The organism is Streptomyces sp. NBC_01716, assembly GCF_036248275.1.
Classification (GTDB): Bacteria; Actinomycetota; Actinomycetes; order Streptomycetales; family Streptomycetaceae; genus Streptomyces.
Genome location: NZ_CP109181.1, coordinates 5,497,961 through 5,518,308, shown reverse-complemented (window position 1 = coordinate 5,518,308; position 20,348 = coordinate 5,497,961). Strand labels below are relative to the sequence as shown.

Sequence of the window (20,348 nt, the reverse complement as noted above, 5' to 3'; positions counted from 1 at the left end):
ACTCTCCGAAACGAGAAGATGCCACCAGGCTATGACCCGATGAGACATGCACATACAGACAGTGCGTCGGCTGACGACAAGCAGAAAGGACTGCCCGGGAGGGCCTACCGGTCCAGCAGGTCGAACAACTCGTGCCACCGGCACAGGATTTCGGACTGCGAGTAGCGCTGGACGTTCGCGCGGGCCCGGTCGCCCAGGGTGGTCCGGAGTCGGGGGTTGCCCGTCAGGCGCAGCAGGCGGTCGGCCAGGGCGTCCGTGTCGCCCGGGGGTGCCAGGAGGCCGTCCTCCGTGTCCGTGATGATTTCCCGGACACCCGGCGCGCAGTCGAACGCCGCGCACGGCATTCCGCTCGCCATCGCCTCCATGAGGGCCAGGGGGAATCCCTCGCCCCGTGAGGACTGGACGAAGACCGAGCACTCGGCCAGCGCCGCCGGCACGTCGTCGGTGCGGCCCATCCAGGTGACCGAGTCGTCCAGGCCCAGTTCGGTGCACTGCTTCTTGAGCGCCGCCGCGTCCTGGCCGGCGCCGTAGACGCGCAGGCGCCAGTCCGGGCGTTTTCCGGCGACCATGGACCAGGTCTCCAGGAGCAGGTCGATGCCCTTCTGGTCGTCCAGTCTGCCGATGCTCGCGACGGTCTTCCCCGTGCGGGGCGAGGGGAGTTCGGGCAGGGAGCCGAGTGCGTTGGGCATGGCGCCGACGTTGTCGAAGCCCTCGGCGATCCAGGCGTCCGCGTCCTCCTGGGTGAGGGTGAGCCAGCGGTCGACGCGCGGGTAGCTGTTCTTGATCCAGCGGAAGCGGTGGCAGCGTTTGCTGTACTCGTACGACTCGTGGCTCATCCCGATCAGCCGCAGACCCGTCGTGTCGGCCTCCAGGACCCACTCCATCGGCCAGACCTGGGTGACGATCACCAGCGCGCCCGGCCCGGCCGCCTGGAAGATCTCCGAGAGACGGGCCACGGCCCGCCGTTTGTCCGCCACCCTTGCCGCTTCGCGGCGGCGCGCGCGGAGGTCGAAGTGGTCGAGTGGTGAGCGCGGTTGCCAGGGGGTCGGCGGGTGGGCGGGGTAGAGCGCGGTCACCGGATAGGCGGGCGGCTCGGGGAGGGTGAGTTTCAGCTCGGCCTCGTGGATGCCCACGACCTGGACGCGGTGGCCGTGGGCCGAGAAGAGGCGGGCCATCTGGTGGGTCCAGGCGGTGACCCCGCCGAGGACGTCCGTGGCGTTGGCGAGGAGGATCAGCTCACGGGGGACGGTGGCGAGCGCGGTGTCGGTCACCGGCGGGTCCTTCCTGCGAAGAGCACGTCCACGGCGGTACGCGCGGCCTGGCCGCTCTCGTAGCCGCCGAACTTCTGGGCGAAGCGCGCCCGGTCGGCCCGGTGCGCGGTGTCGGACTGCTTCAACTCCTCCATCGCCCGCAGCAGTTCGTGCTGCGTTTCGACCACGGGCCCGGGGGCCTCCGCGCGCAGGTCGAAGTAGCTGCCGCGCTCGGCCGCGTACGCGTCCAGGTCCGGTGCGAAGAAGACCATCGGCCGGTCCAGCAGGGCGTAGTCGAACATGATGGAGGAGTAGTCCGTGATCAACACGTCGGCGAGGCAGAGCAGTTCGCTGACGTCATGGTGGCCGGACACGTCGATCACCGTGCCGGGCGGACAGACGGGCAGGACGGCGGACTCCAGATAGTGGGCCCGTACGAGCAGGACGTACTCGTCCCCGAAGCGCTCCGCGAACTGCCGCACGTCGAGCGGCAGTTGAGTCGTGCGGCCCTTCTTCGGCATTCCCCGGAACGTCGGCGCGTACAGCACCACCTCGCGGTGGTCGGAGATCCCGAGCGCGGTCGCGAGCGCCGGGCGCGGGAAGCGCCCCCGCGTCTCGTCGGTCGCGCGGGCGCGCACGAGCCGGTCGTTGCGCGGATACCCGCACCGCACCAGGGATTCGGCGGGCTGCCGGTAGTCGCGCGCGAGAGTCGCCACGTCGTGCTCGGACCGTACGAGGAAGTGGTCGAACCGGGCGAGCGCGGCGCTCAACTTGTCGCGCTCGGAGGCGTTCTGCGCCTTGATCCGGCTCTCAGCGAAGCCCATGCGCTTGTACGCGGAGCCGTGCCAGGTCTGGAGGTACGTGGTGCGGGGAGGCTTCTTGAGGTCGAGCGGAAAGCCCTGGTTGTCCACCCAGAACTGGGCGCGGGCCAGGGTCCACAGATAGCGCCAGGACAGCCGCCGCACCAGCCTGGCGTCTGCCGGGAAGCCGTCGGCGGACGACGCGTACGACCAGGTGCAGCGCACCTTGCGGCGCCCCTGCGCCAGCAGTTCCTCGTACATGGCGCGCGGGCTGTCGCCGTAGCACTTGCCCATATGGCTTTCGAAGACCACCGAGCCCTTGCGGACGGGGAGCCGGATCAGCAGCCGGTTGTAGACGCGCGCCTTGAACGAGCGGGCGAAGAACCGGTCGAAGCGCCGGCGGAGCCCCTTGGCCAGCCTCTTCAGCTTGCGCGCCGGGCGGAAGTGGGTGAGGTAGTGGAGGGCCGCCGCCGCGATCCGTCCTGGGCGGCGACGCGCTTCAAGTTGCAGCGCGAGGTGGTGTTTCACCGTGACGTACGGCTTCCAGCAGTCGCCGAACAGCCGCCCCCGGCGCGGACGCGCCCGGTAGCCGCCCGCCGACTCGACCCGGTCCCGCTCCAGGAACAGCGGGCCGCTGGTGGTGCCCACCGGAGTGTGCAGGGCGAAGTGCGGGTCGCACACGCGGTCCCGCGCCCCACCGACGCGCAGGAGCGCACCGAGCTCGACGGAGGCGCGCCAGTGGACGGCGTCGGCCTGACGCCAGACCTCGTCCACCGGCGCCCGGAACACGAGCCGGCCGTTGGTGCCGCGTGCCAGGAACTCCAGCGTAGCGTTCAACGGGGCGTCGGGGGGGAGCAGTTGGAGCGGCACGGGGAGCCGCCCTTCGAGGACGAGCTTCTCGCCCTCCTGGCCGCAGTGGGTGAGGTGATTCATCAACGGGGTGCCGTTGAAGGGCCGGTACTGGTGGCCCAGCTCCGTGACGTCGAGTGCCGCCCGTTCCCCGGGGTCGTCCGACAGGGACGCGCGCCAGTACACCCGGCCGTCCCGCTCGACGAGCGCGGAGGTCACGGTGTCGGGCCTGCCGAGCGCGTAGCCGGCGGCCAGTACACCCTCGGCGTCGCCGTCGGCGAGGAGTTGGAGGCAGACCCGCTCCAGGGGCGGCAGGTCCAGCCGGAGGTCCGGATCGGTCCTGGCGGCGGGCAGTGCGGCGACCAGGGCGGCGGCGTTGGCCCGTTCCTCCGCGTCGAGCTTGGGGAACTGCCGGGCGAGGGAGATGAGTTGGTCCACGAGGAAGGCCCGGTCGCGGGCCTCGCGGAGGGCAACGTCGTTGCGCAGCAGGGGCAGTTCGGCGACGCGTACGTGCGCGGCGAGCTGCCCTTCCAGCGTGCCCGCCGGGTCGTGGGCCGCCCTGCCGCTGACGACCAGGTTGGGGACGACGGCGATCCGGTCAGCGGCGGCGGCCAGTTGGGCGCCGAACAGGATCTCGGGGCGGTCCAGGTCCTCGGCGTAACGCAGCCCCGCCCGGTCGAGGAGGGCGGTACTCACACAGAATCCGGTCACCAGGGCGTCGGCGACGACGAGTTCGGGGGCGTCGGCCAGTTTGTCGATGGTGCGGGAGCGCGCGTACAGCTTGCTCTCGACGATCCGGGCCGGTGGCTGCTCCTTGGCGCGGCGGCCCGCGCGGCGGGTCCACCGCCCGGCGGCGAGTTCGGCGCCCGAGCGTTCGGCGGCCTCCCACAGATTGCGGCAGGCGTCCCGCTGGAGGCGTTCGCCCTCGCCGAGGACGGTGACGTACCGGCCTCGTGCCTGGTCCAGGCCGTGGTTGCGCAGCACGGCGGTGGTGGGGGCCTCGGCTCCCGAGGTGACGACCCTGACGCGCGCGGGGTCCAGCGCGGCGAGTTCGTCGGCCACGGCGCGTACGTCCTCGGCGGCGGATTCGGCATCCGATTCGGCGTCGGACGTCGCGCCCGACGCGGCGTCGGCTCCGGTCCCGGCATCGGTATCGCTTGGCCCGCCCACCGCCCCCGCGACCGCCGGCCCGAGCACCACCACCGCTTCCGTGGCCCGCATCGTCTGCGCGACGACCGACTCCACCGACCTGCGCAGCGCCTGCGCGTCCACCCCCGCGGTGACGACACAGCTGATCTCGACCGCGCTCATGCGCCGCCCCCCACGGGCATCAGGTCCGCGACACGGGCTGCGGCGGTGCCGTCGTCCAGATCGCAGAAGGTCTCCCGGAACCGGTCGTACGCGTCGCTGGCCACCCGGGACTCCGGGGCCCGCAGAGCCGCCACGAGCGCGGCGGTGTCGGCGACGACCGGTCCGGGCGCCGCCGACTCGAAGTCGAAGTAGAAGCCGCGCAGGGTGTCCCGGTAGTGCTCCAGGTCGTACGCGTGGAAGTACATCGGCCGGCCCGTCTGCGCGAAGTCGAACATCAGCGACGAGTAGTCGGTGACCAGGACGTCGCTGATCAGCATCAGCTCGGCGACGTCCGGGTAGCGCGACACGTCGCGTACGAAACCGGTCGCGCCCCGCCCCGCGCCCGGGACCGTACCGCCCACCAGGTAGTGGCGGCGGACCAACAGGACGTGGTCGTCCGCCAGTTCCGCGGCGGCCAGGCCCAGATCGAGCCGGAGGTCGAGCCCGTAGCGGCCACCCTTTCTCGGCTGGTCCTCACGCCAGGTCGGCGCGTAGAGGATCACGCGTTTGTCCTCGGGAATCCCGAGGTGTTCGCGCAGCGCGGCGGCGACCTTGGCCCGGTCGGGCGCGTACAGCAGGTCGTTGCGCGGATAGCCGCACTCCAGGACCGTGCCCTCGTACCCGAAGGCGCGGCGCATGATCGGAGTGGAGAAGCTGTTGGGCGAGACGAGCACGCTCCACTGCGCGGCCCGGCCCGGCAGGGTCGCGATGTACGCCTCGTCCGCGTGTGCGCTGCCCGTCAGGTCGCGGCCGATGCGCTTGAGCGGGGTGCCGTGCCAGGTCTGGACGACATGCTGGCCGTCCGCCCGCTCGAACCACTCTGGCAGATGTGTGTTGCTGACGACGCATCGGCTGCGCGCCAGCGCCTCGTACCAGTCGGCGCTGTGCAGTTCGACCGCGCGTACGTCTCGTGGCAGGGCCACCTGCCTGTCGCGTACGACCCACAGATGTTCCACGGGGGCCTGCCGGCGCACCAGTTCCTCGTGGACGGCGCGTGGTGAGTCGGAGTACTGCCTGCCGTCGAAGCTGCTGTAGAGGACGGCGTCCCGCAGCGGGCCGGCGGCACGGGAGTTGGCGTAGACGCGGCGCAGCCGCCGCTGCCGGTACGCGCCCCGGTCCTGCTCCGGGAGCACGGACCCGGAGTGCAGCTGGAGCATGTCCTGCTGGTGCCGGTCAAGGGTGAACTCGCGTCCGTCCAGGGTCCGTACGAGCGGCAGCGTCTGGTGCCGCGAGGGCTGGACGCGGACGGGGGTGTAGCTCTCCGGGTCGCTCTCGCCGGCCTCGCGGACGTACAACAGCCAGCTTCCCTCGGGCAGTTGGCGTACCCCGTTCAGTCCTTCGACGGCGCCCGGCAGCAGGGCCGTCCGGAACCGGCCGTCCGGGAGGGTGCTGAGGGGAAAGACGTTCTCCTCACGGTGAGCGGTGTGCCGCAGTACCAACTCGGGCGAAAGCAAGGCGGGTTGGCTGCCTTGCAGGACCAGCTCGCCGTCCGCCGTCCAGCCTGCCATGTCGACCACCGGTTGCCCGGTCCGGTCGCTGAGGACGAGATCACCCGCCGCGTTGGCGGTGACGTACAACTCGCGGCCGTCGCCGAGGCCGTACCGCCCGGGACGGACGGCGCCCCGGGCGGCCAGGGCGAAGCGGCTGCCGTTGGCCCGTACGAGATGGACGCCCCAGGGCACGGTGGACCGCCGCCCCGCCGTGGGATCACCGAAGACCGACAGCGGGACGTCGGCGCTGAATGTGCCGTCCGCGAGGCGCAGCGGGAACTCCCGGACCTCCTTGGTGTACCAGTTCTGGACGGCCAGCGTGCTCGGCGAGCTGCTCATGGCGTGGAGCAGCCCCTCGATCCGTACGGCTCCGTCGGCGGGCGACGGGCCACGGACGGTGAGCGGGGCGTGCCCCGTGAGCAGGGCGTGTACGGGCTCGACGCGCAGTTCGAGCTTGTTGCCGGAGAGCGCGGGCACGACGCGCACGGTGTCGTCCACGTAGTGCACGGCCGGTACGGCGGGCGCCGCGCCCGAATCCGTCAGTCGCAGCGGCGCACGGCGCAGCCGGCCCGCCCCGAACACGCCCATCTCCAGCTTCCACACGGTGCGGGAGCTGCGGGACGACGCCTTCGCCCTGGCGAGCCGGCCCGCGTCGACCACGGTCTCGAACCCGGCCCAGTCGTAGTCGTGCAGCCCCTGCCGGGACTCGTACGTCGCCGCCGGCGCCCGCACGGTGCGGGTCCGCAGCGGCAGCACACGCCGCTTCCCGGTGCGCAGCCAGGCGGCTTTGACGGATTTGCGCCGCGCGTCGGCCGGGACGTTGCGTACGTACGCGTAGCCCTTGAGGTGCAGTCGCCCGTCGCGCCATACGGCCTCGGTGAGATGCGAGGTCACCGGCAGCTCCTTGGGCCTGAGGGTGGCGACGGCCCGGGGCAGACGGCCGGTGAGCACCGCGAACTCGGCGCGGGACCCGCGCAGTCCGCGGACGCCGAAGGCCCCGGGGTCGGACTTCTCGTGGGCCAGCAGCGCGAGGAGTTCGGGCATGCGGCGTTCGCGGATCAGCTGCCACTTGACGCGCAGATGCAGCGGCAGGTCGTCGAAGACGCGCCGGTCGACCCTCGCGGCGAAGGTGTTGGCGTGGTCGAGGAAGGCCGTGTGGAAGTCGGCGTCGCCGTCGGGCAGCGCCTCGATGAAGAGCCACAGATCGCCGGAGAGGACATGCTGGTGGTAACGGCGTTCCGCATCGGCCCAGTTGATGCCCTCGGTGCCATCGATGCTGTCAGTGCCGTCGGTGCCGTCGGTGCTGTGGGTGCTGTGGCCGTCGATGCCCTCACCCGTGGCCGTACGCCGCCGCTCGGCGAGGAAGTCGCAGACCGTCGACACGGCGGTGACCCGGTCCCGGATCCCCTTCGGCACGGCGCGCTTCGCGGTGATCGACCCGTCCCTGGTCCGCCAGTGGTAGACAGGGCCGGACAGCACGTCCACGCCGCTCGCCAGGAAGTACGCGGGGAGCACGACGGCGATGTCCTCGTACAGCACCCCGGAGGGGAAGACGAAGGAGTGCCGGTCCCAGAAGGACTTCCGGAAGACCTTGTTGCAGGCGATACGGTCCCCGAGCAGCACCCAGTCGCGGGTGAGCCGCGTCCCGGAGCGCTCCGTCGCCATCGGCTTGCGGAACATGGGCGCCTGTACGAGCACACCGCCGGGACCGAGCCTGAGCACATTGCCGGTCGCGAAGTCGGAGCCGGAGGCGTCGAGCGCCGCGAGCATCCGCTCGTACGCGTCGTCCGGTACGACGTCGTCACTGTCGACGAAGGTGAGGAACTCCCCCCGGGCGCGGGTGACTCCGGTGTTGCGCGCCGCGCCGAGCCCGGCGTTCTCCTGCTCGACCAGCCGGAAGCGCGGGTCCCGTTCGGCGAACCGTCTCGCGATGCATGCGCTCCCGTCCGTGGATCCGTCGTTCACCATGACGATCTCGGAGTCGGCCATGGTCTGTCCGGCCAGCGAGCGTAGGCAGTCGTCGAGATAGTCCTCCACGTTGTAGATGGGCACGACGACGGTGAGGCGGGGGGTCATGCGTGGTGCACGGTCCTTCCGAACTTCCGGACTTCCACAGTCAGTTCAACAGCGGGTTCAGGGCTTGACCGCGATCCGGCCCTCGTCCATGCGCAGCATGAGCAGCCGTTCGCCCGTCTTCTCCAGGAACTCGTCCACGGCCTGGCGGGAGCCCTGCCAGTAGCCGTAGTCGTCGATGAGCAGCACTCCGCCGCTCACCAACCGGGGGTAGAGAAACTCCAGTTCATGCTTGGTGGAGGCATACCAGTCGGTGTCCAGGCGCAGGATGGAGATCTGCTCCGGCGCCTGCCGCGGCACGGTGTCCTCGACCAAGCCCTGCACGTAGTGCACCCGCTCACCGGGGTAGGGCAGCTTCGCGAAGCCCGCCTGTACGTCCTCCAGCGAGGCGATGGCCCAGATCGGCCTGTCCTTGCCCTGCGCCGCGAGCAGTTCCTCGGCGGACTTGCCGTCACGCCGCAGATCCTCGGCGGTGGGCGGCGGCATGCCTTCGAAGGTGTCGAAGAGATGCAGGCCGCGGTCGGTCTCGCCGAGCGAGAGCAGCGTCTTGGCGCAGGCCTGCATCGAGCCGCCGCGCCAGACTCCGCATTCGACGATGTCACCGGGGATGTTGTGCCGTACGACATGGCGGGTGGCGAGGATGAAGGCGTTGAGCCGTTCCGGGGAGGTCATCGTGTACGGCTTGACCGCGCGGATGATCGACTTCGCCTCGTCGTCGTAATCGGCGGGCAACGGCGCCGCCTTGGGCTTCGGCTGCGTCTGCGGCTGCGGCTGCGGCTGTGCCTCCGTCGGCGCGTGCGCATCGGCCGGTGCCTTCGCCGTGGCCGGCCGGTACGGCGTCGGCGTCGGCGTCGGCGTCGATGCTGGCGTCGCCGACCGCGGGGCCGGGACCGGGATCCGCCTGAGCTGATATCCGGTGAGCTTCTCAAGTGCGCCGTTCACTGCGTTTCGCCATGCCATGCCGACGGACGGTACGCGCAGAACTCCGCAGATGTCACCTTTCGTCAACTCCCGCCCTATTGTGCCTCTTTCGTGTGTGCCTTGACCTTGGCCGTTACGGACTGCGCGGGTACGACGGGCGTGGCAGGGACACCCTGGCCGCCCCGGCCGCAACGGTCGCGCCCCGCTACCGGCTCGGGCAGCGGGACGCCGTCCACGCCGCCGACGCGGTTGGCGTACCGGACGGTCAGTTCACGTACCGCGTACTCCCACACCCGCCGCCTCGGCCGGCGCGGCCTGCGGAACACCGCGACCGAGTCGCCCCAGTAGGCGCGCTTGCCGTCGATGGCGGCGTAGTCGAACCGAATGCCCTTCATCGGCGGGAAGTCCGTGTAGGCCTCGGCCAGTTCGAGCCCGGCGAAGGCGGCCATGGCCCTGAACCCGTCCGGGTAGTACCGCCAGCAGTCCTGCGCGTCGTGCGCGTGGCCGCGCGAGGGCGCGGTGACGAACGCCAGCCCGCCGGGCCGCAGCACACGCGAGATCTCCATCATCGACGCCCAGAAGAACGGGATGTGCTCGAAGGCCTGGCCGGAGAGCACGAAGTCGGCGGTCCGGGAGCGCACCGGGATGCGGTACGGCCTGGGCATCACGATGTCGACGTTGGGACCGTCGAGCACGTCGACGCCGATGTACTCGACATCGCGCCCGTCGAGCAGACCGCGGTGCGTGAGCGACTGGTTGGGCGAGATGCGCGAGCCCAGATCGACCACCCGGTGGCGGCCGGACTCGGGCATGTACTCCTTGACGCAGAGCTCCATCTGCGCGTACGCGGACTTGTGCACGGGTGACTCACTTTCCATCCGGCTCGTTGGGTGCGGCGCTCCCCCGACGCCGGTGGCGTCTCGTCCTGCGGCGTTCGAGGTCCCGGCGTTCGAGGACATCAACGCCCGAACGGCCGTATGGTCACGTGCTCACGCGCCGTGCCCGGCCGGTCAGTTCGCGGTCGCGCCCGCCGGGTCGCCCGGCTCCGTCTCCTCCCCGGGGCCCGGCCTGCCGCCGGGTGCGGGTTCGCCGGCCGGCCCCTGCCCGCCTCCGGGCGCCGGTTTGCCGAGCGCCGCTCCGTCCAGCGGGACCGTCGCGGCGACGGTCGCCTCCGCCGGGACCGCCAACAGCCCCCGGTAGACGCCGTCGAGGATGTCGGCCTGTGCCTCCCAGGTCCACTCCGCCAGCAGCTCCGGGCGGTCGTACGCCCTGCGGTAGGCGGCCGGATCGTCGAGCACGGCACGCGCCGCCCGTACGAAGTCCCCGGTGTCCTCGGCGCGGAACACCTCGCCCTGCCCGGTCTCCCGCACCTTCGCCGCCATGGTGCGTACGTCGCTGACGACGATGGGCAGCCGGGCGTGCGCGTACTCCATGAACTTGGTGATCAGGGCGAGTTCATGGTTCGGCCAGTGGTGGATCGGGATGACGCCGATGTCGGCGGTGGCCAGGAAGGGCACGATCTGCCAGTGCGGTACGTACGGCAGCGGGTGCACGCGGTCGGCGACGCCGAGTTCCGCCGCGTGGTCGAGCACCTTGCGTACGACCCACCCGTCGGGCGCGGGAACGATCAGCGCCGCGTGCGCGCCCGGCAGTTGGGGCAGCGCCTCGATCAGCGTGGCGAGCCCGCGCTGCGGGGCGAGGGCGCCGCTGTAGACCAGCAGCGGCGTGGCGGCGTCGATGCCGCACAACTCCCGCAGATCCGGGACGGGTTCATGGGCCCGCTCGGGGGGCGGGCCACCGCCGGGGGCGTTCAGCACGACGACAGGCAGCCGGGGCAGCCGGTGCTCCTTGTGCAGCAGCTCGGCCAGCGTCGGGGAGACGGTGACGACGGCGTCCGCGCACCGCCCGTACTCCCGCTCGTGCGCGACATGCGCCGGCATCCAACGCCGGTACCCGGCACGGGGTTTGATGCCCGGCAGATACTCGTGCGCGTCCCAGACCAGCTTCACGCTCCGGCCTCTGCCCCGCGCCCGGTGCACGGCACGGGCGGCGACTCCGATCATCCGGAAGTCGTTGGCGTGGATGAGATCGGGTTCGAGCGCGTCGACGACGGGGCCGAAGGCGAACTCGTAGTCCCACAGGTACGGTTCGAGTCTGCGCCAGCAGCGGTCGCCGAGCAGCGCGCGCCACATGGCCGTACGGAGCCGCTCGGGCAGCGAGTCCGGGTTGCGTCTGCCTTCCACCAGGGCGAGTTGGCGGTGCCGGAAGCCGACCCAGCAGGCCAGGATCCGGGCCGCCGTCCGGCGGATCAGGAATCGTCTGCCCTCGGCGGATCTGCGGGCCAGCAGATCGGCGCGCCAGGCCTTGACCCACTGCTTGCGGTGGTGCGCGATGCCGCCGCGCCGGTAGGCGAAGAGCCGGGGCAGAACGACTCTTCGGTAGTCCCTGCGGCGTTTGGCGAGGGTCATCACGACGGGGATCAGGTGGACTTCCGCGTCGCCGATGGTCCAGCGGTGCCGGTCGCGGTCCGGCGACTGGCCGAGCAGCACCACGTCCCAGCCCGCGTCGGCCATGGAGCGGGCGGCCTTCTGTACGCGGGAGTCGCCGTTGACCGCGTTGTCGACAAGCATGACGACCCGGCCCCTGCCGCGCCCCCGGGCCCCCGCGGCGACCGCCTCCCGGGGCCGCCCGGAATCTGGTGTGGAAGCGACCGTCATGGCGCCCGTCCTTCGGCTCGTCCTCGGCGCTCGGCTTCGCGCCCGTCTTCGCGGAGGGACCTGCCCTGGCCCGCCCCTCCGGGCAACGAAGGTTCGTCCACCAGGGCTACGGAGGCGGGGGTCATGTCACCCGTACGGCCGAGGCGAGGAGCCGGGTGAGCGCGCGTGGGCGCGTGAGGGGGCGCGACGCGCGCCGGGCGCGCCGGGTCGGCGGTTTGGGGCGGGGGGTTTGGGGAGAGGCGGGCGCCGCGCCTCGATCAGGCGCTGCGGTCGCGGGTCAGCGCGGTGACCGCCGTGGTGGCGAGGTCGTCGAGATAGCCGGCGGGCAGGTCGCCCCGTACGACGACGAGGCGCCAGTAGAGCGGCCCCGCGATGAGGTCGAGCGCCCGGTCGGGATCGGTGCCGTCGGGCAGTTCGCCACGGGCGACCGCCTCGCGTACGACCGCGGCGGCGATGCCCTTCTCCTTGTCCAGCAGCGCGGACTTGATCGCCTCGGAGATCTCCGGATGCCGGGCGGCCTCGACCAGCAGGTCGGGGATGACGCGGGAGGCCAGTGGGTGGCGCAGGGCGTGCGAGGCCACTTCGAGCAGGGCGCGTACGTCTCCGTACAGCGAACCGGTCGCGGGGACGGGCAGCCCCTGGGCGGCGACGGCGGAGACCAGGTCGAGGACCAGCGCCAGTTTGGACTTCCAACGCCGGTAGACGGCCGTCTTGCCGACGCCAGCGCGGCGGGCGATGCCCTCGATGGACATCCGCGCGAAGCCGACGGCGGCCAGCTCCTCGAAGACGGCGGAGCGGATGGCGTCCGTCACATCCTCACGGAGCACGGCGGCTCCCGCTGGGGCGCGGCGTGAGAGGCGGGGGTCCGTGGGCATGCCGACGAGCATAGCGTCACGGACGTCACGACGAAACGGTTGCGTTGCGACGCACTTCCGATCTAACCTCTTCGTTACGACGAAACGGTCCCGTTCCGTCGCTCCGGCACCCACCGCCCACCGCCCCACCGTCTTCGTTCGATGTCCCTCGTCGAAAGCGACCTCCGTGAGCCAGACGACCGCACCCCCCGCCCCGGTCCGGGCCCCCGAAGCACCCTCGCGCGCATCAGCCCCGGCAGCGCCGCAGGACCTGCGCGCTCTCGCCGCCCGGCACGGTCTGACCGAGAGCGGGGCCCGGCCCACGCTCCCCGGCTATCTGCGCGGGCTGCACTCCCGCCGCCATTTCGTCACCGCGCTCGCCACCGCCCGGCTCACCTCGCAGTACAGCCAGGCGAAGCTCGGCCAGCTCTGGCAGATCATGACGCCGCTGCTCAACGCGACCGTCTACTACTTCATCTTCGGCCTCCTCCTCAACACCAAGGACGGGGTGCCGGACTACGTCCCGTTCCTGGTCACCGGCGTCTTCATCTGGACGTTCACCGCCGGGACCGTCACCGCGGGGACCCGCGCCGTCTCCGGCAGCATCGGTCTCGTACGCGCCCTGCACTTCCCGCGCGCCTCGCTGCCCCTCGCGTTCGCCCTCCAGCAGTTGCAGCAGCTGATGTTCTCCCTGGGCGCGCTGACGGTGATCCTGGCCGTCTTCGGGCAGTACCCGAGGCCCGCCTGGCTGCTGGCCGTGCCCGCTCTCACGCTCCAGACCGTGTTCAACACCGGGCTCGCGATGATCTTCGCGCGGCTGGCGGCGTCGACGCCCGACATCGCGCAGCTGATGCCGTTCCTGCTCCGCACCTGGATGTACGCGTCCGGAGTGATGTGGAGCCTGGACACGGTGTTCAAGAACGGGGACGTACCGCACCTGGTCCGACTGGCGCTCGAATGCAATCCGGCGGCCGTCTACATCGACCTCATGCGCTTCGCGCTCATCGACAGTTTCACCGCCGGTCAACTCCCGCCCCACGTCTGGCTGGTCGCCACCGGCTGGGCGGTGCTGGTCGGGGCCGGCGGATTCCTGTTCTTCTGGCAGGCGGAGGAGAAGTACGGCCGTGGCTGAGACCGAGCGAGTTCCCAACGAGCGAGTTCCGACCGTCGTCGTCGACGGCGTCCATGTCACCTACAAGGTGCACGGCACCAAGGGCGGGAAGGGCAGCGCCACTTCGGCGCTCAGCCGGATCGTCTCGCGCCGGTCTGCCCCCGGCGTGCGCGAGGTGCATGCCGTACGGGGCGTGAGCTTTGTCGCGTACAAGGGCGAGGCCATCGGTCTCATCGGCTCCAACGGGTCGGGGAAGTCGACCCTCCTCAAGGCGGTCGCCGGGCTGCTGCCGCCGAGCCAGGGCAAGGTCTACACGCGGGGCCAGCCCTCGCTCCTCGGGGTCAACGCGGCGCTGATGAGCGATCTGACCGGCGAGCGCAACGTGATACTGGGCGGGCTCGCGATGGGCATGACACGGGCGCAGGTCAGATCCCGTTACGCCGGCATCGTGGAGTTCTCCGGGATCAACGAGAAGGGCGACTTCATCACCCTGCCGATGCGCACCTACTCCTCCGGCATGGGCGCCCGGCTCCGCTTCTCCATCGCGGCGGCCAAGGCGCACGACGTGCTGCTGATCGACGAGGCGCTGTCGACGGGGGACGCCCGGTTCCAGAAGCGGAGCAAGGAGCGCATCGCCGAACTGCGCGCGGAGGCGGGCACCGTCTTCCTGGTCAGCCACAGCAACAGGACGATCACCGAGACCTGCGACCGGGCGATCTGGCTGGAGTCGGGGACCCTGCGGATGGACGGGCCGGCGGCGGAAGTCGTCGCGGCGTACGAGGAGTTCACGGGCAAGAAGCCTGGGCACAAGCCCGGCAAGAAGCCCCCCGCGAAGACGTAGCGCCGCACAACGCGGGAGGGGCGCCCGGCTCTCAAGCCGGGCGCCCCTCCTGCTCATGTGCCCGTTACCCGTGCGTGCGCAGCAGCGTCCGCATCGTCCGCATCGCGACCGACAGATTCGCCAGGTCGAAGGAGTCCGAGCTCTGGATCTCCTCCAGCGTGCCGCGTGAACGCGTGAGAATCGCCGCGTTCTTCTGCTCCCACGCCTTGAAGCGCTCCTCCGGCGTCGACGTCCCGTTGCCGACGGACAGCACGTCCGATGCGAGGGCCGCGTGCGCCGCGTACAGGTCCTCACGGATCGACGCGCGGGCCATGGACTGCCAGCGGTCGGCCCTCGGCAGCTCGATGATCCGGTCCATCAGCTGCGTGATCCGAAGCCGGTCGCCGAGGTCGTAGTACACGTCGGCGACGGCCAGCGCGTCCTTGCCCGTGCGGTCGGCGATCTGCACGATGTCGAGCGCCGGGAACGCCGCGGAGAATCCGGCGACCCGCAGCGCCAACTCCTCGGGCACGCCCACCGAGGAGAGCTCCTCCACGATGTTCTGATACCACTCCAGGTCGGCGCCGCGCAGCAATCGCGGCAGCTGCTGCCACACCTGCTCCACGCCTTCGGCGAAGAACTCGACCGTCTCCGCGATCTCCACCGGCTGCGGCCGGTTGCCGAGCAGCCAGCGGGTGCCGCGCTCGACCAGCCGCCGTGAGTGGAGCCGGATCCGGGTCTGGACGTCGGCGCCGACGGTGTTGTCCAGCGCCTCGACCGCGTCCCAGACCGGGCCCAGACCGAAGATCTCCCGGGCGGCTGTCTGCGCCCGTACGATCTCCTCGATCGACGCCCCGGTCTCCTCGCGCAGACGGTGCAGGAAGGTCGAACCTCCCGCGTTCACCGTGTCGTTGACCAGCACCGTCGTGATGATCTCGCGGCGCAGCGCGTGCGCGTCGACGTGCTCGGAGAACTTCTCGCGGAGCTGCGCGGGGAAGTACGCGTACAGCAGCTTGCGCAAGTAGGGGTCGTCGGGGAGCTTCGTGGAGATCAGCTCGTCGGCGACGGTGATCTTGGTGTACGCGAGCAGGACGGCGAGTTCGGGCTGGGAGAGCCCCTTGCCTCCGTTGAGCAGTTCGCGGATCTGGCGGTCGGCCGGCAGGAATTCGAGCTGCCTGTCCAGGCTGCCGTCCCGTTCCAGTCTGCGCATGAACCGCTGGTGGGCGTGGAGCAGGGACGGGGCCTGCTGGACGGCGTTGGCGAGCGCCACGTTCTGCGCGTAGTTGTTGCGCAGGACCAGCTTGCCGATCTCGTCGGTCATGGCCGCCAGCAGCTTGTTGCGCTGCTTGACGGTCATGTCGCCTTCCTTGACAAGGCTGTTGAGCAGGATCTTGATGTTCACCTCGTGGTCGGAGGTGTCCACACCGGCGCTGTTGTCGATCGCGTCGGTGTTGATCCTGCCGCCCTGGCCGCCCGCGCCCCGCCGGGCGAACTCGATCCGGCCGAGCTGCGTCGCGCCCAGGTTTCCGCCCTCGCCGACGACCTTGGCCCGCACGTCCTCACCGTTGATGCGGATGGCGTCGTTGGCCTTGTCGCCCACGTCCGTGTTCGACTCGGCGGACGACTTGATGTACGTACCGATGCCGCCGTTCCACAACAGGTCGACCGGGGCCCTGAGGATCGCCCGCATCAGATCGGCCGGAGTCAGCTTGGTTACGCCCGCCTCGATCCCGAGCGCCTCACGCACATGCGCGTTGACCGGAATCGACTTCGCCGTACGGGGGTGGATCCCGCCGCCCTGGGACAGCAGCGACTTGTCGTAGTCGGCCCAGGAGCTGCGCGGCAGCTCGAAGAGGCGGCGGCGCTCGGCGAACGAGGTGGCCGCGTCCGGCGTCGGGTCGAGGAAGATGTGCCGGTGGTCGAAGGCGGCGACCAGCCGGATGTGCTCGGAGAGCAGCATGCCGTTACCGAAGACGTCACCGGACATGTCGCCGACGCCCGCGACGGTGAAGTCCTCGGTCTGGGTGTTGTGGCCCAGCTCCCGGAAGTGCCGCTCGACGGACACCCAGGCGCCGCGCGCCGTGATGCCCATGCCCTTGTGGTCGTAGCCGGCGGAGCCGCCGGAGGCGAAGGCGTCGCCGAGCCAGAAGTCGTAGGCGATCGCGACCTCGTTGGCGATGTCGGAGAAGCTGGCGGTGCCCTTGTCGGCGGCGACGACCAGATAGGTGTCGTCCTCGTCGTGCCGCACCACGTCGGTGGGCGGCACGACCTCGCCGCCCACCATGTTGTCGGTGATGTCGAGGAGGGCCGAGATGAACGTCTTGTAGGAGGCGATGCCCTCGGCCAGCCAGGCGTCGCGGTCCACGGACGGGTCGGGGAGGTGCTTGGCGACGAAGCCGCCCTTGGCGCCGACTGGCACGATCACCGTGTTCTTGACCATCTGCGCCTTGACCAGGCCGAGGATCTCCGTACGGAAGTCCTCGCGCCGGTCGGACCAGCGCAGACCGCCGCGGGCGACCTTGCCGAAGCGCAGGTGCACGCCCTCGACGCGTGGCGAGTAGACCCAGATCTCGTACGCCGGGCGGGGCGCGGGCAGATCGGGGATGGCCTGCGGGTCGAACTTCATCGACACGTAGCTGTGATGCTTCTCGCCCGCGCCCTTGCGGCCCGTCCCGTCGTGCCCCTTGCTGGCGCTCTGGAAGAAGTTCGTGCGCAGCGTGGCCTTGATGACGGTGAGGAACGAGCGCAGGATCCGGTCCTCGTCCAGGCTGGCGACCTGGTCGAGGGCGCCGGTCAGCTCTTCGAGGAGCCCTTCGATGAGCTCCGTGCCGGCCCGCTGGCGGTTGGGCGCCATCCGGGCCTCGAAGAGGGAGACCAGCAGCCGGGTGGTGTGGACGTTGTTACGGAGGGTGTCCTCCATGTAGTCCTGGCTGAAGGTCGCCCCCGCCTGGCGCAGATACTTCGCGTAGGCGCGGAGCACCATCGCCTCGCGCCAGTTGAGCCCGGCGCGCAGGACGAGGGAGTTGAAGCCGTCGTTCTCCGCCTCGCCCGTCCAGACGGCCGCGAAGGCGTCCTGGAAGCGCTCGCGGGCGTCCTCGGCGAGGTGGTCGTCCTTGGCGTGGCCGCTCTCGCCGTGCGGCATGCGCAGCCCGAAGTCGTAGATCCAGGCCAGCGCGCGGTCCGAGCAGCGCAGCTCGTACGGCCGCTCGTCCACGACCTCCACACCGAGCTGCTGGAGGACCGGCAGGACGGCGGAGAGGGAGACCTGCTCGCCCGTGCGGTAGATCTTGAAACGGCGCTCGCCGGGGCCGGCGCCGACCGGCTCGTAGAGGGAGAGGGCGAAGTCCTTCTCCTCCCGGCTCAGCTCCTCGACCCGTACGAGGTCGGCGACGGCGGCGCGGGGTGAGTGGTCGGCCTTGTAGCCCTCGGGGAAGGCGTTGCCGTAACGGCGCAGCAGCTCGGCGGCGCGCTCCTCGCCCAACTCGGCGTTGAGGGCCTCACCGAAGCCGTCGGCCCAGGAGCGGGCGGCCTCGACGAGCCGCGCCTCGATGCGGTCGACGTCCCGATCGGTGAGCCCGGCCAGCTCGGTGCCCTGCGGGACGCGTACGACGAAGTGGAGCCGGGACAGGATCGATTCGGTGTTCCAGGCGGTGAAGTCGACGCTGGTGCCGCCGAGCTCCTCCTTGAGGATGTCGATCAGGCGCAGCCGGACACCGGTGGTGTAGCGGTCGCGCGGCAGGTAGATGAGGGCGGAGTAGTAGCGCCCGTACTCGTCCTGGCGGAGGTAGAGGCGCAGCCGGCGCCGCTCCTGGAGGTACAGGACGCTGGTGACGATGGAGCGCAGCTGCTCGACGGGCGTCTGGAACAGCTCGTCGCGCGGGTACGTCTCCAGGATCTGCATCAGGTCGCGGCCGTCGTGGCTGTTCGGCGAGAAGCCGGCGCTCTCCAGGACCTCGGCGACCTTGCGCCGTACGACGGGCACACGGCGTACGGACTCGGTGTACGCCGCCGAGGAGAAGAGGCCCAGGAAGCGGCGCTCGCCGACGACGTTGCCCTTGTCGTCGAACTTCTTCACGCCGACGTAGTCGAGATAGCTCGGACGGTGCACGGTGGAGCGGCTGTTGGCCTTCGTAAGGACGAGCAGCTTGTGCTCGCGGGCCTTGGCACGCGCGTCGGCCGGGAGCCGGTTGAACGACGGGCTCACCGGGTGCGCCTCGTCGTCGGTGTGCCGCGGGTCGGAGCGCAGGATGCCGAGGCCGGTGCCGGGCACGGCGGTCAGCGCGTCGTCGCCGGTCAGTTCGTACTCGCGGTAGCCGAGGAAGGTGAAGTGGTTGTCGGCGAGCCAGCGCAGCAGTTCGCGCGCCTCTTCGACCTCCTGGTCGCGCAGGTCGTCCGCGGTCGGCTCGCCCGGCAGCTCGTCGGCGATGCGCAGCGCGGACTTGCGCATCTTCTCCCAGTCCTCGACGGCCTCGCGGGCGTCCGAGAGGACGCGCAGCAGGTCGGAGGTGATCTGCTTGAGATCGGAGCGGTCGGTCTCACGGTCGATCTCGACGTGGATCCAGGACTCGATCAGGGTGTCGTGCGTCAGCTCGGCGCCCTCGGCCCGGCCTTCGGGAAGAACCTCGATCAGCTTGCCCGCGACATCGCGGCGCACCAGGATCTGCGGGTGGATGACGGCGTGGATGCCGCGGTTCTGCCGGGAGAGTTCGTTGGTGACCGAGTCGACCAGGAACGGCATGTCGTCGGTGACCACCTCGACGACCGTGTGGGTGCACGTCCAGCCGTTCTCCTCGACGGTCGGCGTGTGGACCCGCACGTTGGCCGTGCCCTGCGGGCGGTTCTCGGCCAGTCGGTAGTGGGAGAGCGCCGCGCCGTAGATGTCGACCGGATCGCGGTCGGCGAGGTCGTCCGGGGCGGTGTGCAGGTAGTACCTGTGGAGGAAAACGAGCAGCGCCTCGTTGTCCGGATGCCGCTCGTCGCCCGTACCGTCAGCGACCCGTGCCGCCCGTGCGAGCAGCTCGGCCTTGGCTTCGTCCAGCTTGGTCTGCATGTCCTCTGGCTCCTGTCGCGCGCCGTTGCGTGACGTCGATGAAAGAAGCGACACGACGCCACGACGCGGGGTGTCCGGTCGGAGTTGACGCTATGCCGCGATGAGAGATGTCCGGGACGTTATTGGCCAAAATTGACGGCCACGCCGGATTGTGGGGATCAGGGAGGCCCGGGGCGCTGTGGCACTCCGGGCGCGGGCCGGGAGCTTCACTGCTCCCACGGCGTATCGCACTGATCACGACCCCAGGCTATCTCGCCGCGCCCCGGGCCCGTCATGAACCGCATCTGTACAAAAGAAGGGGAGGAAATTTGCCGTTCCGGCCAGTGACAGGTGGCGGTGCGCGGTCAGGTGGCGACGCGGAGGGGTGCGCGGTCAGCGCGCGATGCGCTGCGCCAGGTCGACGGCATCGGCGAGACTGTCGACGACGGGAACACCCACCGCCTCCAGGCTCTTTCGGCTGTGCGATCCGCCGGTGTAGAGCACGGCGCCGGCCCCCACATGGGCGGCGGCCAGGGCGTCATCGACGGCGTCACCGATCACCACCGTACGCTCGGGGGCTATCCGGCCCTCCTGGGCGAGCGCGGCCAGATGGCGCTCCATGTGCACGGCCTTCGTGCCGCCGGAGGGTCCCGTCCGTCCGTCGACCCGGACGAAGTGCTGGTGAATCCCGTAGCCCCGCACCACGGGCACCAGTTGGTCGTGCTCGTACATGCTGAGGATGGACTGGCTGCGGCCGGCCAGCGTCCACTGCGTCAGCAGCTCCTCGACGCCGTCGGTCAGCAGACACCCGACGCGGCGCCGCACGTAGTGCCGGTGGAATGTCTCGTCCATGACCAGCCACTCGGCGTCCGTGGGGAGACGGCCCATCAGACGCTCGTAGAAGACCGGGATCGGCATGCAGTACAGATCCCTGTACCGCTCCGCGGTGATCGGCTCCAGGCCGATCTCCTCGAAGGCGGCGTTGGTCGCCCCGATGACCGCGCTGAAGTCGTCGAGCAGTGTGCCGTTCCAGTCCCAGACCAGATGTGTGTCGTGCTTCCCCATGCCGGAAACGTTACCGGCC

General features: G+C 70.6%; 11 protein-coding genes. 2 read left to right on the top strand and 9 right to left on the bottom strand.

The features are described from left to right. Positions 1–104: 104 nt before the first annotated feature. From OIE74_RS24295 to OIE74_RS24265, 7 genes are all read right to left on the bottom strand, one after another. Positions 105–1,271 (bottom strand): glycosyltransferase, encoded by a 1,167-nt coding sequence (locus OIE74_RS24295; RefSeq protein ID WP_329387048.1) that lies wholly within the window; start codon positions 1,269–1,271, stop codon positions 105–107. Further along, positions 1,268–4,210 (bottom strand): bifunctional glycosyltransferase/CDP-glycerol:glycerophosphate glycerophosphotransferase, encoded by a 2,943-nt coding sequence (locus tag OIE74_RS24290; protein WP_329387046.1) that lies wholly within the window; start codon positions 4,208–4,210, stop codon positions 1,268–1,270. Before OIE74_RS24290 ends, OIE74_RS24295 begins: the two co-directional genes overlap by 4 nt. Beyond that, positions 4,207–7,815 (bottom strand): bifunctional glycosyltransferase/CDP-glycerol:glycerophosphate glycerophosphotransferase, encoded by a 3,609-nt coding sequence (locus OIE74_RS24285; RefSeq protein ID WP_329387044.1) that lies wholly within the window; start codon positions 7,813–7,815, stop codon positions 4,207–4,209. Before OIE74_RS24285 ends, OIE74_RS24290 begins: the two co-directional genes overlap by 4 nt. A 57-nt stretch (positions 7,816–7,872) precedes the next feature. Continuing rightward, positions 7,873–8,772, bottom strand: a complete 900-nt coding sequence (locus tag OIE74_RS24280; protein ID WP_329387042.1) for a TylF/MycF/NovP-related O-methyltransferase — start codon at positions 8,770–8,772, stop codon at positions 7,873–7,875. A 56-nt stretch (positions 8,773–8,828) separates the two neighbouring features. After that, positions 8,829–9,593 (bottom strand): methyltransferase domain-containing protein, encoded by a 765-nt coding sequence (locus OIE74_RS24275; protein ID WP_329392422.1) that lies wholly within the window; start codon positions 9,591–9,593, stop codon positions 8,829–8,831. Between the two features lie 150 nt (positions 9,594–9,743). Then, a complete protein-coding gene (locus OIE74_RS24270; RefSeq protein ID WP_329387040.1) occupies positions 9,744–11,450 on the bottom strand; it encodes a glycosyltransferase family 4 protein in 1,707 nt (568 codons plus the stop codon). A gap of 257 nt (positions 11,451–11,707) precedes the next feature. After that, positions 11,708–12,337 (bottom strand): TetR/AcrR family transcriptional regulator, encoded by a 630-nt coding sequence (locus tag OIE74_RS24265; RefSeq protein WP_443076215.1) that lies wholly within the window; start codon positions 12,335–12,337, stop codon positions 11,708–11,710. Positions 12,338–12,491: 154 nt separating this feature from the next. On the opposite strand from OIE74_RS24265, the gene OIE74_RS24260 reads away from it, so the two are divergent. After that, positions 12,492–13,436, top strand: a complete 945-nt coding sequence (locus OIE74_RS24260) for an ABC transporter permease (RefSeq protein ID WP_329387036.1) — start codon at positions 12,492–12,494, stop codon at positions 13,434–13,436. Then, complete coding sequence (locus OIE74_RS24255) at positions 13,429–14,256, top strand: ABC transporter ATP-binding protein (protein WP_329387034.1); 828 nt, start codon at positions 13,429–13,431, stop codon at positions 14,254–14,256. Before OIE74_RS24260 ends, OIE74_RS24255 begins: the two co-directional genes overlap by 8 nt. A 64-nt stretch (positions 14,257–14,320) precedes the next feature. Here the strand turns inward: OIE74_RS24255 and OIE74_RS24250 are convergent, their stop codons facing one another. Beyond that, complete coding sequence (locus OIE74_RS24250) at positions 14,321–19,285, bottom strand: NAD-glutamate dehydrogenase (protein WP_329387032.1); 4,965 nt, start codon at positions 19,283–19,285, stop codon at positions 14,321–14,323. A gap of 372 nt (positions 19,286–19,657) precedes the next feature. Next, a complete protein-coding gene (locus OIE74_RS24245) occupies positions 19,658–20,329 on the bottom strand; it encodes an HAD family hydrolase (RefSeq protein WP_329387030.1) in 672 nt (223 codons plus the stop codon). Positions 20,330–20,348: the final 19 nt, after the last annotated feature.